Origin of the sequence: Pseudomonas wuhanensis (genome assembly GCF_030687395.1) — a bacterium.
In the GTDB taxonomy this organism is placed as follows: Bacteria; Pseudomonadota; Gammaproteobacteria; order Pseudomonadales; family Pseudomonadaceae; genus Aquipseudomonas; species Aquipseudomonas wuhanensis.
In genome coordinates this window covers 1094072-1109236 of sequence record NZ_CP117430.1, presented here as the reverse complement: position 1 = coordinate 1109236, position 15165 = coordinate 1094072, and the positions used below count along the sequence as shown (strand labels likewise).

The 15165-nt window shown below is 58.4% G+C and carries 15 protein-coding genes and 1 tRNA gene; 9 read left to right on the top strand and 7 right to left on the bottom strand.

Features of this window, described 5'->3' with window-relative positions; translation table 11 throughout:
- Positions 1-43: 43 nt before the first annotated feature.
- The 6 genes from PSH88_RS05215 to hemA all read right to left on the bottom strand — a co-directional run bounded on the left by PSH88_RS05215 (position 44) and on the right by hemA (position 5413).
- Complete coding sequence (locus PSH88_RS05215) at positions 44-562, bottom strand: acyloxyacyl hydrolase (RefSeq protein WP_192345469.1); 519 nt, start codon at positions 560-562, stop codon at positions 44-46.
- A 118-nt stretch (positions 563-680) separates the two neighbouring features.
- On the bottom strand, positions 681-1472 hold the full coding sequence (gene murI, locus PSH88_RS05210; protein ID WP_305425211.1) for a glutamate racemase: 792 nt from the start codon (positions 1470-1472) through the stop codon (positions 681-683).
- A complete protein-coding gene (locus tag PSH88_RS05205; RefSeq protein WP_305425210.1) occupies positions 1465-2220 on the bottom strand; it encodes a molybdopterin-synthase adenylyltransferase MoeB in 756 nt (251 codons plus the stop codon). The genes murI and PSH88_RS05205 overlap by 8 nt, the downstream gene beginning before the upstream one ends.
- Complete coding sequence (prmC, locus tag PSH88_RS05200; RefSeq protein WP_305425209.1) at positions 2214-3044, bottom strand: peptide chain release factor N(5)-glutamine methyltransferase; 831 nt, start codon at positions 3042-3044, stop codon at positions 2214-2216. The genes PSH88_RS05205 and prmC overlap by 7 nt, the downstream gene beginning before the upstream one ends.
- Positions 3045-4127, bottom strand: a complete 1083-nt coding sequence (gene prfA / locus PSH88_RS05195; protein WP_305425208.1) for a peptide chain release factor 1 — start codon at positions 4125-4127, stop codon at positions 3045-3047.
- On the bottom strand, positions 4124-5413 hold the full coding sequence (gene hemA / locus PSH88_RS05190; protein WP_305425207.1) for a glutamyl-tRNA reductase: 1290 nt from the start codon (positions 5411-5413) through the stop codon (positions 4124-4126). The genes prfA and hemA overlap by 4 nt, the downstream gene beginning before the upstream one ends.
- 235 nt (positions 5414-5648) lie before the next feature.
- Here hemA and PSH88_RS05185 point away from each other — a divergent pair, with 235 nt between their 5' ends.
- The 9 genes from PSH88_RS05185 to PSH88_RS05145 all read left to right on the top strand — a co-directional run bounded on the left by PSH88_RS05185 (position 5649) and on the right by PSH88_RS05145 (position 14309).
- Positions 5649-7373, top strand: coding sequence for a tetratricopeptide repeat protein (locus PSH88_RS05185; protein WP_305425206.1), 1725 nt, complete (start codon positions 5649-5651; stop codon positions 7371-7373).
- Positions 7374-7376: 3 nt separating this feature from the next.
- Positions 7377-7994, top strand: a complete 618-nt coding sequence (lolB, locus tag PSH88_RS05180) for a lipoprotein insertase outer membrane protein LolB (RefSeq protein ID WP_052965807.1) — start codon at positions 7377-7379, stop codon at positions 7992-7994.
- 2 nt (positions 7995-7996) lie between these two features.
- Positions 7997-8848 (top strand): 4-(cytidine 5'-diphospho)-2-C-methyl-D-erythritol kinase, encoded by an 852-nt coding sequence (gene ispE, locus PSH88_RS05175; protein ID WP_305425205.1) that lies wholly within the window; start codon positions 7997-7999, stop codon positions 8846-8848.
- 37 nt (positions 8849-8885) lie between these two features.
- A tRNA-Gln gene (locus PSH88_RS05170) sits at positions 8886-8960 on the top strand.
- A 46-nt stretch (positions 8961-9006) separates the two neighbouring features.
- Positions 9007-9948 (top strand): ribose-phosphate pyrophosphokinase, encoded by a 942-nt coding sequence (locus PSH88_RS05165; protein WP_003171603.1) that lies wholly within the window; start codon positions 9007-9009, stop codon positions 9946-9948.
- Between the two features lie 143 nt (positions 9949-10091).
- Positions 10092-10691 (top strand): 50S ribosomal protein L25/general stress protein Ctc, encoded by a 600-nt coding sequence (locus tag PSH88_RS05160; protein ID WP_305425204.1) that lies wholly within the window; start codon positions 10092-10094, stop codon positions 10689-10691.
- Between the two features lie 168 nt (positions 10692-10859).
- Positions 10860-11444: an aminoacyl-tRNA hydrolase gene (gene pth / locus PSH88_RS05155; protein ID WP_305425202.1), complete on the top strand. Its 585-nt coding sequence runs from the start codon at positions 10860-10862 to the stop codon at positions 11442-11444.
- A gap of 22 nt (positions 11445-11466) precedes the next feature.
- The gene (gene ychF / locus PSH88_RS05150; RefSeq protein WP_305425200.1) at positions 11467-12567 is read left to right on the top strand and encodes a redox-regulated ATPase YchF; all 1101 of its coding nucleotides are present in this window, start codon (positions 11467-11469) and stop codon (positions 12565-12567) included.
- Between the two features lie 341 nt (positions 12568-12908).
- Positions 12909-14309 carry an aminotransferase-like domain-containing protein gene (locus tag PSH88_RS05145; protein ID WP_370694676.1) on the top strand — a complete coding sequence of 467 codons (1401 nt, stop codon included), beginning with the start codon at positions 12909-12911 and terminating at the stop codon, positions 14307-14309.
- A 3-nt stretch (positions 14310-14312) separates the two neighbouring features.
- Here the strand turns inward: PSH88_RS05145 and panB are convergent, their stop codons facing one another.
- Positions 14313-15128 carry a 3-methyl-2-oxobutanoate hydroxymethyltransferase gene (gene panB, locus PSH88_RS05140; protein WP_305425199.1) on the bottom strand — a complete coding sequence of 272 codons (816 nt, stop codon included), beginning with the start codon at positions 15126-15128 and terminating at the stop codon, positions 14313-14315.
- Between the last annotated feature and the right edge of the window lie 37 nt (positions 15129-15165).

Genomic DNA, 15165 nt, shown 5'->3' with positions numbered 1-15165 from the left:
CTTCGCGAGCAAGCCCGCTCCCACATTGAATGTGCAGTGTTGCTTACAACGGCATTGTGTAATGCAGCGAGTAACTCTCTACGCCATCGTTCGGGCTGCTGATCCCGGCATTGGAATAATGCGTGGCGCGAATCCCGACCTCATGTCCGCCGGTAAAGCGCAGACCAAACCCGAAACGGTCTTCGAACTGAAAGGCCCCGCCAAGTTTGTTGTCTTCGACTTCGGTATTGGCAAACACCGCGATGCCGATACCCGCCTCAACGTAGGGTTTGATGGTCTGACCGGCAAACTCATACACCAGCACCGGCGAGAACGACAAACTGTGGTTGCTCGACGTTTCATCGCCCTCCCAATAGGTGTAAGCGCCGCTCCAGTAGCCGGTCAAGCGACCGATATCACTCTGCAACCAGCTCTTGTCCCAGTCGAATTGCATACCCAGTCGGTAGGTCATGGTCGAATCGCTGGTCTGGCCGACCCCGAACTCCACCCCTGCTGCCTGCGCGGTAAAACTGTGCCCCATCAATGCGGTCGCAATCGCGGCCAAGCAGAATAGTCGCTTCATTAGAAACATCCTTTTCCGAACAATTTCGTATGGTTTTTATGCTGTCCAACAGACAAAGCTATAGAAGTTGACGCTTGATCAGAAGTTCAGCTCAATTATTCGTGTCATCACTTTTTATCTACAAGTCGAAGCTTTGCACAACACCCGTCGAATGCCACAAAACCGGCAAGATATTTCTGAAATGTTCCGGATCCGCACTCGACCAGAACCGGGTAGTGCTAGCAGGTCCCTCGGCCAGCAACTCACGCTCGGCCAACAATCGTTGAAGCTGCCGTGCCACAGCGGCACCGGTATCGATCAGGCTGATGCTTTGCGGGAGCATCTGCTTAAGCAGTGGCTTTAAAAAGGGATAATGCGTGCAGCCTAGAATGATTGTGTCTGCACCTGCAGCCAGCAGCGGATCGACATACCCCTGCAACAACTGACGCAATGCCTCGCTGTGCAAATCGCCATTTTCAATCAGCTCCACCAACCCGGGGCATGGCTGAGTGATGACTCGCACATCGGCGGCGAAACGGTCGAGCAAGGCGGCGAACTTGGCACTCTGTAATGTGCCGGTGGTGGCGAGTACGCCAACCACACCGCTGCGCGTCGCCGCTGCAGCCGGCTTGACCGCAGGCTCCATGCCGACGATGGGCCACTCGGGGAAATCGCGCCGCAAGTCCGCAACACCCGCAACGGTCGCGGTGTTGCAAGCGAGCACCAGCGCCTTGGCGCCCTGCTGCGCAAAGAACTGCGCCATGACACTGCAACGCTGACTGATGAATGCCGGGGATTTCTCACCGTAGGGAATATTCCCGCAATCGCCGAGGTACAAAAGAGACTCGTTGGGCAGCAACTGCTGGATCTCGGCCAGCACGGAGAGCCCACCGACGCCGGAATCGAATACAGCAATCGGCGCTTCACGCATGGCTTGACCCGCAAACGCTGCAGCCTGGATCGCGCTTGACCCGCAATTCACGGAAGCGCGTGCCCAAGGCATCGATCAATAACAGGCGCCCCACCAGCGGTTCACCGAACCCCACCAGCAATTTCAGCGCTTCGAGGGCTTGCAGGCTACCGACCAGGCCCACCAACGGACCGAGTACACCGGCCTCGCTGCAGGTCAGCTCGGCTTCGCTGCCGTGCCCGTATAAACAGTGGTAGCACGGGCTTTCCAGACGACGGGAGTCGAACACCGACAACTGCCCTTCCAGTCGAATCGCCGCACCGCTGACCAGCGGCTTGCGCGCAGCCACACACGCGGCGTTGACCGCCTCGCGGGTGGAAAAATTGTCGGAACAATCCAGCACCAGATCCACCGCAGCAACGGCGGCAGCCAGCGAATCCTCGTCCAATGCAGTGCGATGGGCGATCAGCTGGATCTCGGGATTGATCGCGGTCAGGCGACGGATCGCCGAATCGACCTTGCTCAGGCCGACGCTGTCGGTGTCGTGAACGATCTGGCGCTGCAGATTGGTCAGGTCGACCGTGTCGAAGTCCGCCAGATGCAACTCACCGACACCAGCCGCAGCCAGGTACAGCGCAACCGGCGAGCCGAGACCGCCAAGGCCGACAATCAGCACACGGCTTTCTTTGAGTCGTAACTGGCCGTCGATGTCGACGTGTTGCAGCAGAATCTGCCGGCTATAACGCAGTAGTTCCTGATCATTCAGCACGGCAAGCGCCCCAGACTGATGCGTTCGTGGCCGCCCAGATCGGTGCGGCTGTGGACCTCTTCAAAGCCGCGGCTCAGCAGCAAATCGCGCACGGCCTCGGCTTGATCGTAACCATGTTCGAGCATCAACCAGCCACCTGCCTCAAGATGATCCGGTGCCTGGGCGACGATCAGACGCAGATCGTCGAGCCCATCGACGCCGGCGACCAAAGCGCTGGCCGGTTCGAAGCGCACATCGCCTTCCACCAAATGCGGATCGGTCGAAGCAATGTAGGGCGGATTGCTGATGATCAGCTGAAAACGCTGGCCTTCCAACGCGCTGAACCAATGGCTACTCAGCACCGTGGCGTTGTTCAGGTGTAGGCGCTGGCGATTACGCTCGGCCAAGGCCACGGCTTCCAGCACACGATCCACGGCGGTGACTTTCCAGGCCGGACGTTCGCTGGCCAGGGCCAGGGCGATGGCGCCACTGCCGGTGCCCAAATCGAGAACCGTGGCCGGGGTTGCCGGCAACAGTTCCAGCGCGGTCTCTACCAACAACTCGGTGTCGGGACGCGGGATCAGCGTGTGGGGCGCGACTTCCAGGTCGAGTTTCCAAAAGCCTTGCTGCCCCAGAATGTAGGCCACCGGCTCACCGCTACGGCGGCGTTGCAGGTACTCGGCAAACTTCAGGGCCGCTTCACTCGGGACGATACGCTCAGGCCAGGTGTGCAGAAAACTGCGGGACTTGCCCAAGGCCGCCGCCAGCAGCAATTCGGCATCCAGACGCGCGGTGGGCGAGTCGGGCAAATCAGCTGCGCGCAACAAGCTGGCAATGATCGTCATTTACTCACCTATCGCCGCCAATTGGTCGGCCTGGAACTCGGCCAGCAGCGGTTCGATCACCGCATCCACGCCACCGGCGAGAATTTCGTCGAGCGAATACAGCGTCAGGTTGACCCGGTGGTCGGTGACCCGGCCCTGGGCAAAGTTATAGGTGCGAATACGCTCGGAACGGTCACCGGAACCGACCAGCAACTTACGCTCGCTGGCGATGGCATTGGCTGCTGCGCTGGTCTGTTGGTCGTTAAGCTTGGCCGACAGCCAGGACATCGCCCGGGCGCGGTTCTTGTGCTGGGAACGTTCTTCCTGGCACTCGACAACAATACCGGACGGCAAGTGTGTGATACGAATCGCCGAGTCGGTCTTGTTGACGTGCTGACCACCGGCACCGGAGGAGCGATAGGTGTCGACCCGCAGATCCGCCGGGTTGATCTCGATCGCTTCCTGCTCGTCCGGCTCGGGTAACACGGCCACGGTGCAAGCCGAGGTGTGGATGCGGCCCTGGGATTCAGTGGCCGGAACCCGCTGTACGCGGTGTGCGCCGGATTCGAACTTCAGCTTGCCGTAAACGTTCTCGCCTTCGACCCGGGCAATGACTTCTTTATAGCCGCCGTGTTCGCCTTCGTTCTCCGAGAGAATTTCTACCCGCCAGCCACGCCGTTCGGCGTAACGCGAATACATGCGGAACAGGTCACCGGAAAAGATTGCCGCTTCGTCACCACCGGTGCCGGCACGGATTTCGAGGAATACGTTGCGCCCATCGTTGGGATCTTTTGGCAGCAGCATGCGTTGCAGCTGGGCTTCGATTTCGATCAGTTGCTCTTTGGCTTCGCGGACTTCTTCCACGGCCATTTCGCGCATGTCCGGGTCGCTGTCCTTGAGCAGCGCCTGAGCCCCTTCAAGGTCGCTTTGCACTTTTAGCAGCTGTTTATAGGTGCCAACGATCGGCTCGACTTCCGCGTATTCCTTGGAATAGGTGCGGAACTTGTTTTGATCTGAAATGACCTCGCCATCGCCAAGCAGGGCGGTCAATTCCTCGAAGCGGTCCTGGAGGATGTCCAGCTTATTGAGCAGTGACGCTTTCATTGCGGTTTTTTATCCGAAAAGCTATCCGATGAGCCCTCACCGAGGGCAAAGAGTTCTTGGGCCATGGCCAGCGCATCGAGGCGGCCTTCGGCAGAGAGCTTTTTCAATTGCACGCTCGGAGCATGCAAGAGTTTGTTGGTGAGGCCGCGGGCCAGTTGCACCAGCACGTCTTCGGCGCTGCTGCCATTGGCGAGCATGCGCTGGGCCTTCTGCAATTCTTCGTCGCGCAGGCGCTCGCTTTGTTGACGATAAGCCTTGAGCACATCCACCGCTGCCAGTTCGCGCAGGCGAACCATGAAATCTTCGGCACCAATCGACACCATCTCTTCGGCGGCCTGGGCAGCGCCCTGACGGCTCTTGAGGTTTTCGGCGACCACTTCGTGGAGATCGTCGACGCTATACAGGTAAACGTCGTCCAACTCGCCGACTTCCGGCTCGATATCCCGAGGGACGGCGATATCCACCATGAAAATCGGCTTGTGCTTGCGCAATTTCAAGGCACTTTCCACCGCGCCTTTACCGAGAATCGGCAACTGGCTGGCGGTGGAACTGATGACGATGTCGCTGCGCACCAGTTCTGCCGGGATGTCCGAGAGCAGTACTGCGTGGGCGCCGAACTGCTCGGCCAGAATGCTCGCGCGCTCCAGGGTGCGGTTCGCAACCACGATTCGCTTCACCCCCAGCTCATGCAGATGACGGGCGACCAGGGTAATGGTCTCGCCGGCGCCGATCAGCAAAGCCTGGCTGCGTTGCAAATCACTGAAAATCTGTTTCGCCAGGCTGACCGCGGCAAACGCCACGGACACCGGGTTTTCACCGATGGCGGTGTCGGTTCGCACCTGTTTGGCCGCATTGAATGTGGCCTGGAACAACCGCCCGAGCAGCGGACCGATGGTGCCCGCCTCGCGAGCCACGGCGTAAGCCGATTTCATCTGACCGAGAATCTGCGGTTCACCCAACACCAGCGAATCGAGCCCGGAGGCGACCCGCATCATGTGACGAACTGCCGCATCATCTTCATGCACATAAGCGCTCGCACGCAGCTCATCGAGGCTCAAATGATGATAATCGGCCAGCCAGCGCAACACGATGTCAGCCGAAAGGTGATCCTGTTCTATATACAGTTCACTGCGATTGCAGGTGGAGAGGATCGCAGCTTCGCGGCTGTCGGTGAGTCGGCAGAGCTGCTGCAAGGCCTCAACCAGCTGCTCAGGGGTAAAGGCCACGCGCTCGCGGACGTCTACTGAAGCAGTCTTGTGGTTAATACCGAGTGCAAGGAAGGCCATTCAAGGTCGCTGATGGTGACGTGAAGCCGACAATTGTCCTACTTCGACAGAGCCAGAACAACCACTCGATATCTATCGCTTCTGTAAGAACTGCCAAAGGCTGCGATCCGTTCTCGTTTACAAGGGCTCCGGACCTGTGGGGATTGCCCGCGCGGGTAAATTGGCCGGGCGGTTATGTTTGGCCGAAGGCTTGTGTCATGATGATCCGACCGCAGGTTAGTCGTCCTTTTCCTATATGAATAGATCTTCCGCGTTGCTCCTCGCTTTTGTCTTCCTCAGCGGCTGCCAGGCCTTGGCGCCCGTTTCGTCGGACGGTACGCCGCCGGTCGAAGACAGCACTCCGGCTCCTGAAAAGCCCAAGGTTTACAGCTCGTTCAGTGAAGAAACCGTCTTCAGCCTGTTGAGCGCCGAACTGGCTGGCCAGCGCAATCGTTACGACATTGCCCTGGACAACTACGTGACCCAGGCCATCAATACCCAGGATCCGGGCATCTCCGAGCGGGCATTTCGCATTGCCGAGTATCTGGGTGCCGATCAGGCTGCCCTCGACACTGCACTGGTCTGGGCCAAAAACGCCCCGGACGATCTCGAGGCGCAACGGGCGGCGGCCGTGCAACTCGCCCGCGCAGGGCGTTATGACGACTCCATGGTCTATATGGAGAAAGTCCTGCAAGGCAAAGGCGACACGCATTTCGACTTTCTCGCCCTGTCCGCGGCCGATACCGACCAGGACACGCGCAACGGTCTGATGAAAGGTTTTGACCGCTTGTTGCAGCGCCATCCGCACAACAACCAGCTGATTTTCGGCAAGGCCTTGCTGATGCAACAGGACGGCGATGCCAAAGGTGCCTTGACCCTGCTCGAAGACAACCCGCCGGACGAGGGCGAAATAGCGCCGATCCTGCTGCGCGCGCGCCTGCTGCAAGGACTCAATCGTGGCGATGAAGCCCTGCCGCTGCTGCAAAAAAGCATCAAGAAATACCCGGACGACAAACGCCTGCGCCTGACTTATGCACGCATGCTGGTTGAACAGGACCGCATGGAAGATGCCAAGGTCGAGTTCTCGAGCCTGGTGCAGCAATACCCCGAAGACGACGAACTGCGTTATTCCCTGGCCCTGGTCTGCCTGGAAGCCAAGGCGTGGGACGAGGCCAAAGGTTACCTGGAAGATTTGATCGCTCGGGAAAGCCATGTCGACTCGGCACACCTGAACCTGGGGCGTATTGCTGAAGAGCGTAACGACCCGCAGGGCGCATTGATCGAATACGCCCAGGTCGGGGTGGGCAACGATTACCTGCCGGCACAATTGCGTCAGGCCGATATTCTGATGAGCAATGGCAAGACCGCCGAAGCCCAAAGCCGTCTGGCAGCCGAGCGCGGCGAGCAACCCGATTACGCGATCCAGTTGTACCTGATCGAAGCCGAAACCTTGTCTGCCAACAAACAGGGCGACAAGGCCTGGAAAGTCCTGCAGCAAGCCCTGCAGCAATACCCCGACGATCTGAATCTGCTGTATACCAGGGCCATGCTGGCAGAAAAACGCAATGACCTGGCGCAGATGGAAAAAGACCTGCGATTGATCATCAAGCGTGACCCGAACAATGCAATGGCGTTGAACGCTCTCGGCTACACCCTGTCCGACCGCACCACACGCTACGCCGAAGCCAAGGCCTTGATCGAACAGGCGCACCAGATCAACCCGGAAGACCCGGCAGTCCTCGACAGCCTCGGATGGGTCAATTTCCGCCTGGGTAACCTCGACGAAGCCGAGCGGTATTTGCGCCAGGCGCTGGAGCGCTTCCCCGATCAGGAAGTCGCCGCGCACCTGGGCGAAGTCCTGTGGGCCAACGGCAAACAACGCGAAGCCAAGCAAATCTGGAGCAAGTTCCTCAAGGAACAGCCCGACAGCCCTACCCTGCGCGGCACCATCAAGCGCCTGACCGGATCAGAGACTCTCTAAGTTATGTTTTTGCGCCACATCATCGTTTTCAGCTTCATCGCTCTGCTCGCCGGTTGCGCGGGCTTCGTTGCCCGCGAATCGGTCCAGGGTCAAGGCAACAAGGCCCAATGGCGCGAGCACAAGCAGCAACTGACCGGCCTCGACGGCTGGCAGATCAACGGCAAAATCGGCATCCGCGCACCAAAAGATTCGGGTAGCGGCACGTTGTTCTGGCTGCAACGCCAGGACTACTACGACATCCGTCTCTCTGGCCCGCTGGGTCGTGGCGCGGCCCGCTTGACCGGTCGCCCGGGCAAAGTCTCGCTGGAAGTGGCCAATCAGGGCCGATATGACGCGCCGACCCCGGAAGCTCTGGTTGAAGAACAACTGGGCTGGAAATTACCGGTATCCCATCTGGCGTGGTGGGTTCGCGGGCTCCCGGCCCCGGACAGCAAAAGTCGCCTGACCCTCGACGTCGACAGCCGCCTGGCCAATCTCGAACAGGATGGCTGGCAGGTCGAGTACCTGAGCTATGCCGAGCAGAACGGCTACTGGCTACCCGAGCGGATCAAACTGCACGGCACCGACCTTGATGTCACGCTGGTGATCAAGGAATGGCAACCACGCAAACTGGGGCAGTGAACATGACTGCGCCACGCCTGACATTGCCCTCGCCCGCCAAGCTCAACCTGATGTTGCACATCCTCGGTCGCCGTGAAGACGGTTACCACGAGTTGCAAACGATTTTTCAGTTCCTCGATTATGGCGATGAAATCACCTTCGCCGTTCGCGACGATGGCGTGATTCGGTTGCACACCGAATTCGCCGACGTCCCTCACGACAATAACCTGATCGTCAAAGCCGCAAAAAAACTTCAGGAGCAATCCGGTTGTTCGCTGGGGGTCGACATCTGGATCGAAAAAATCCTGCCCATGGGCGGTGGAATCGGTGGCGGCAGCTCGAATGCGGCGACCACATTGCTGGGCCTCAATCATCTTTGGCAACTGGGTTGGGATGAGGATCGGCTCGCTGCTCTGGGTCTTACGCTTGGCGCCGACGTCCCGGTTTTCGTGCGTGGACACGCGGCTTTCGCCGAGGGCGTGGGGGAAAAACTCACCCCTGTAGAGCCCGAAGAACCGTGGTATCTCGTGCTGGTGCCGCAAGTATCTGTAAGTACAGCAGAAATTTTTTCAGATCCACTGTTGACACGTAACACTCCTCCCATTAAAGTGCGCCCCGTTCCCAAGGGAAACAGTCGAAATGACTGCTTACCGGTAGTAGCAAGGCGTTATCCAGATGTACGTAACGCATTGAATTTGTTAGGTAAATTCACCGAAGCAAAACTCACCGGAACTGGAAGTTGTGTGTTTGGGGGCTTCCCAAGCAAAGCTGAAGCTGATAAAGTCTCGGCCCTTCTGACAGAGACCCTTACAGGGTTTGTAGCGAAAGGAAGCAACATTTCGATGTTGCATCGCAAGCTGCAAAGTCTGCTCTAAAAGGAATCGGGTACTGGGTACTCGTTGCAACAGATACAGGGGCGTCGCCAAGCGGTAAGGCAGCAGGTTTTGATCCTGCCATGCGTTGGTTCGAATCCAGCCGCCCCTGCCATTTTCCTATACTCATCCAGGTTACCCTCAGCCTTCAGGTACTGCGCGTGTCCAAGATGATGGTCTTTACGGGGAACGCTAACCCCGATCTGGCTCGGCGTGTTGTACGTCAGCTGCATATCCCTCTCGGTGACATCTCTGTCGGTAAGTTCTCCGACGGCGAAATTACTGCCGAGATCAATGAAAACGTTCGTGGTAAAGACGTCTTCATTATTCAGCCGACTTGCGCTCCGACCAACGATAACCTGATGGAACTGGTAGTGATGGCTGATGCCTTCCGCCGCTCCTCGGCTACTCGTATCACTGCTGTTATTCCTTACTTTGGTTATGCCCGTCAGGATCGCCGTCCGCGTTCCGCACGTGTGGCTATCAGCGCGAAAGTCGTTGCTGACATGCTTACCGTAGTCGGCATCGACCGTGTTCTCACGGTTGATCTGCATGCTGACCAGATTCAGGGCTTCTTCGATATTCCGGTAGATAACATCTACGGCTCCCCGGTACTGGTGGATGACATTGAAGATCAGCGCTTCGAAAACCTGATGATCGTGTCCCCGGACATTGGTGGCGTCGTGCGTGCACGGGCTGTTGCCAAATCCCTGGGCGTGGATCTCGGGATCATCGACAAACGCCGTGAGAAAGCCAATCACTCTGAAGTGATGCATATCATCGGTGATGTCGAAGGGCGTACCTGTATTCTGGTCGATGACATGGTCGATACCGCCGGCACTCTGTGCCACGCGGCCAAGGCCCTGAAAGAGCATGGCGCTGCCAAGGTTTTCGCCTACTGCACGCACCCTGTGCTGTCGGGTCGGGCGATCGAAAACATTGAAAATTCCGTGCTGGACGAGCTGGTGGTAACAAACACCATCCCGCTGTCCGCTGCAGCACAAGCCTGTGCGCGTATCCGTCAACTGGATATCGCACCGGTAGTTGCCGAGGCGGTTCGCCGCATCAGCAATGAAGAATCGATCAGCGCGATGTTCCGTTAAGGGCCCTGCCCTTCTCGTTACATCTCGTTGACGAAAAGCGCCCCGCCCCGGCATTCCTGTCGGGGCGGGGCTTTTTTGCCCATATCGCCTTTAAGCGCTGGTCGCAAACGCTGGGGCGAATGTGGTTATTTTGGAGATACAACATGAACGATTTTACTCTGAATGCTGAAGTGCGTTCCGACCTGGGGAAAGGTGCGAGCCGCCGCCTGCGTCGTCTCGCAAGCCTGGTTCCAGCTGTAGTTTACGGTGGCGACAAAGCCCCTGAATCCATCAGCATGCTGGCTAAAGAAGTTGCCAAACTGCTCGAAAACGAAGCGGCTTACAGCCACATCATCGAGCTGAACGTTGGTGGCACCAAGCAAAACGTCGTAATCAAAGCTCTGCAACGTCACCCGGCCAAAGGCCACGTGATGCACGCTGACTTCGTACGCGTAGTTGCCGGCCAGAAACTGACCGCTATCGTTCCAGTGCACTTCATCAACGAAGAAGCACCGGTCAAGAAAGGCGGCGAGATTTCGCACGTGACTTCGGAAATCGAAGTGTCCTGCCTGCCGAAAGACCTGCCTGAATTCATCGAAGTCGACCTGGCTAACGCCGAAGTCGGTTCGATCATTCACCTGTCCGACCTCAAAGCCCCTAAAGGCGTTGAGTTCGTTGCTCTGGCACACGGCGATGACAAGGCTGTTGCCAACGTTCACGCTCCACGTGTTGCTCCAGAAGCTGCAGAAGGCGCTGCAGAGTAATTTCACTCTGTACGCCGGAGTGACCGGAAACATCGCGGACTAGAGCGTAGCGAGAAAGCGGGCGAGAACGCGGAGTTTACATATGGTAAATGAGCACTTGTCGTCCACTTTCGCCGCACACTTTGATTGCGGCGATGTTATCCACCACTTCAAGGAAGGGCCCCTATCGTGACTGCCATCAAACTGATCGTTGGCCTGGGAAATCCAGGCGCTGAATACGAACAGACCCGGCATAACGCAGGGGCCCTTTTTGTTGAGCGCATCGCGCACGCGCAAGGTGTCAACCTTGTGGCCGATCGCAAATATTTCGGCCTGACCGGGCGCTATTCGCATCAGGGTCAAGATGTTCGTCTGCTGATTCCCACCACCTACATGAACCGCAGCGGCCAGGCCGTCGCGGCACTTGCCGGCTTCTTCCGCATCAAGCCTGAAGAAATCCTGGTGGCGCATGACGAACTCGATCTGCCTCCGGGCGTTGCCAAGCTTAAACAGGGCGGCGGCCATGGCGGTCACAACGGGTTGCGCGACATCATTGCGCAACTGGGCAATCAGAATACCTTTCACCGCTTGCGGCTTGGCATTGGCCACCCGGGCGTTGCCAGTATGGTTTCAAATTTCGTCCTGAGTCGTGCGCCACGCGCCGAACAGGAAAAACTCGATGCCAGCATCGACTTTGCCCTCGGCGTGCTGCCGGATATCCTCGCCGGGGAATGGAACCGCGCGATGAAAAACCTGCACAGCCAGAAGGCCTGACTCTTACCCGAGGGGAAACACCATGGGATTCAATTGCGGCATCGTCGGCCTGCCTAACGTCGGCAAGTCCACCCTGTTCAACGCCCTGACCAAGTCCGGGATCGCGGCCGAGAACTTCCCCTTCTGCACCATCGAGCCCAACAGCGGGATCGTGCCGATGCCGGATCCGCGCCTGGAAGCCCTGGCAGCCATCGTCAAACCCAAGCGCATCCTGCCGACCACCATGGAATTCGTCGACATCGCAGGCCTGGTTGCCGGCGCCTCGAAAGGTGAAGGCCTGGGAAACAAGTTCCTCGCCAACATCCGCGAGACCGATGCTATCGCTCACGTGGTCCGCTGCTTCGAAGACGAGAACGTGATTCACGTCTCCAACAGCGTCGACCCCAAACGCGACATCGAAATCATCGACCTGGAACTGATCTTTGCCGACCTCGACAGCTGCGAGAAGCAACTGCAGAAAGTTGCCCGCAACGCCAAGGGTGGTGACAAGGACGCCGTAGTCCAGAAAGGCCTGCTGGAACAACTGATCGCTCACTTCACCCTCGGCAAGCCAGCGCGCACGCTGATGAAGAACATGGGCGCCGACGACAAAGCGGTGATTCGTGGCTTCCATCTGCTGACCACCAAGCCGGTCATGTACATCGCCAACGTTGCTGAAGACGGTTTCGAGAACAACCCGCTGCTGGACATCGTCAAAGCCATTGCCGAAGAAGAAGGTGCCATGGTGGTTCCGGTCTGCAACAAGATTGAAGCCGAAATCGCCGAACTGGAAGACGGTGAAGAAAAAGACATGTTCCTCGAAGCCCTGGGCCTCGAAGAGCCTGGCCTGAACCGCGTGATCCGCGCAGGCTACGAAATGTTGCACCTGCAGACCTACTTCACCGCCGGTGTCGAAGAAGTCCGCGCCTGGACCGTCCGTGTCGGTGCTACCGCGCCACAAGCCGCCGGAGTGATCCACACCGACTTCGAAAAAGGCTTCATCCGCGCCGAAGTCATCGCTTACGACGACTTCATCCAGTACAAGGGCGAAGCAGGCACCAAAGAAGCCGGCAAATGGCGTCTGGAAGGCAAGGACTACATCGTTAAAGACGGCGACGTGATGCACTTCCGTTTCAACGTGTAATAGGAACCGTGGATTTCCACGGACCTCGGTAAACTCAAAATCCCCGTAATCACTCGATGATACGGGGATTTTGCATATTGGGACCACCACCCTCCTCCATCCGCAGCCTGTCCGGCAACGTGGGGAACGCTGCCGGGTTATGCAAGAATAGTTTTATTGGCAATCACTACAGGGATGAAGAGCATGCCATTTCCTTTCGAACGTCATCTGGTTTTGCTTGATGTCATTGCCATCGGGTCCAGGATCGTCGCTGGGCATGAACGCTTGGAAAAGCATACCTCAGGCATGCCGCTCCAGGTCGCCAGCGTTGTCGTGAAGTGGGCACACAGGAATTTCAGCACGTGAGCCTGGATACAACCAAAGACGCCTCTTTCGCCTATCAGGCGGTGTACCGCTATCTCGTCGAGTTGATCGAGACCGCCAATTCGGAACGTGAGCAAAAACTACCGTCCCTGCGGCAACTGGCCCGGCGACTGAACGTGTCGGTGTCGACGACCAAGTACGCCTATTCGCTTCTCGAGGACGAAGGACGGATCTACGCCAAACCCAAGTTCGGATATTTCACCAAGGCGATGCCGGCACCTTTGTTGAACGAGGGCTCGCCCAACCTGCTGGACAACGTATTCTCCAACGCGCGCCAGCCGGGGATGCTGGCCCTTAGCAGCGACGCGCCGGCGATGCTGTTGTCGCTGGAAAACCCCTTGTTGATGATGGAACGCGAACTGGCCCGGCAATACCCGCGTTCCCATGCGCCACTCTATCAGCCGTTCGGCGAGCCCGAGTTACGCGGCGCCCTGGCCGACCGCTACACCAGTTCCACGCTCTGCTACTGGCAGGCCGAACATGTGTATATCGGCTCGGACCTGCGCAGTGTGCTGGAGTTGTCGCTCAGTGCCCTGAACCTGGATGGCACTGTGGCGCTGGTGGAATCACCGTGCTCGTGGGCGATCTTGCGCCAGTTGCAAGCGGCAAAAATTCGCGTGATCGAAGTGCCCCTCGGCGAGGATGGGCGTTTCAACCTGCCCGCACTCAATGAGCTGCTCAGGCGTGAGCCCATCCGGCTGGCGGTGTTGTCATCGACCGTAAATATTCCCCAAGGCAACCTGATGCCTGCGCAGGATAAGCAGCAGATCTGTCGCTGGTTGGCGGAACGGGATGTCTGGCTGTTCGAAAATGACAGCTATGGCGAGTTCTATTTTTCCGCCAACCCCTCCCGCTACCGCGACTTTGCCGATCCGGAGAAGCTGCTGGTGTTCTCGACCTTCGACAAGATCATCGGCTCGGAAGCGCCTTATGGTTATGTACTGTGTCGCCGACACGGGCCTCAGTTGCACCGGCTATTCCTGGAGCGGGCATTTCGTCTGTCGCCGATTCGTCAGAAAGCGATCGCCAAACTCTTCAGCTCCAAGCGCATCGACCAGCATCTGATGGTGCTGCGGGCCATGCTGCAGGACCGGATGAAACGGATGCAGGCTTTGCTGGAAGAACACGGTGATGGCCAGTTGCAAGTTGTCGCCCCGCAAGGCGGCGCGACCTTCTGGCTCGAGGCCAGGCACTCGGTGGACATGCGCCGGGTATTCGAGCGCTTGCTGGCCCAGCGCATCGTTATCGCCCCCGGGGAGATCTTCAGCCAGCAGGGGGCCTGGCGGCATCATGTGCGCCTGAGCTACACCCTCGATTGGAGCAAGGACATTGCCCAGGCCCTGAAGAAGCTCGCCCAGGCGATCAGCGAAGAGTCCTAGCCATTAGAGCCCATAGCAATGCCGCGATTCAGGGAATCGGCCATCGCGCACTTCTTCGGCAAAACGTTCACAAGCGTCGCGAATCACCGCGCCGACATCGGCGTACTGTTTGACGAAGCGCGGCACCTGCTCACCACCCAGACCCAGCACGTCTTCGGTCACCAGCACCTGGCCGTCGCAGGCCGGTGAGGCGCCGATACCGATGGTGGGCATTTTCGAGTCCAGGGTGATTTGCCGGGCCACGCCTTCGGCCACACCTTCAAGCAGCAGGCTGAAGGCTCCGGCCTCGAGGTTGGCCCGAGCATCTTCGGCAATGACTGCGCCGGTTTCGGCGGTCAGGCCCTGGGCCTTGAACCCTCCCATGACATTGACGAACTGCGGCATCAGCCCGACGTGGGCCATGACCGGAATACCGCGCGCCACCAAAAACTCGATGGTGCCCGCCAGGGCCTTGTTGGCCTCCAGCTTGACGGCATCGCAACCGGTGCGCGCCAGGACCTGGGCGCAGTTGCGAAAGGCCTGCTCGTTGGATTCCTGATAGCTGCCAAAAGGCATGTCGGCGATGACACAAGACAGTCGTGTGCTGTCGACCACGGCCCGGGTATGGCCGATGATTTCTTCGAGCTGCATGCTCAGCGTCGAGGCCCGGCCATAACCGACCATTGCAGTAGAGTCACCGACCAGGATGAAGTCGACGATAGGGTCGATCAGCCTGGCAATAGAGCTGGAGTACGCCGTCAGGGATACGATTTTCTGTTGGCCCTTCATCGCGACCAACTGCGGAACCGTCAATCGTTTAGTACGGGTATGAATGCTCATAAGTGTCTTCCTGTGATGATTGAAAACCCCACGGGAT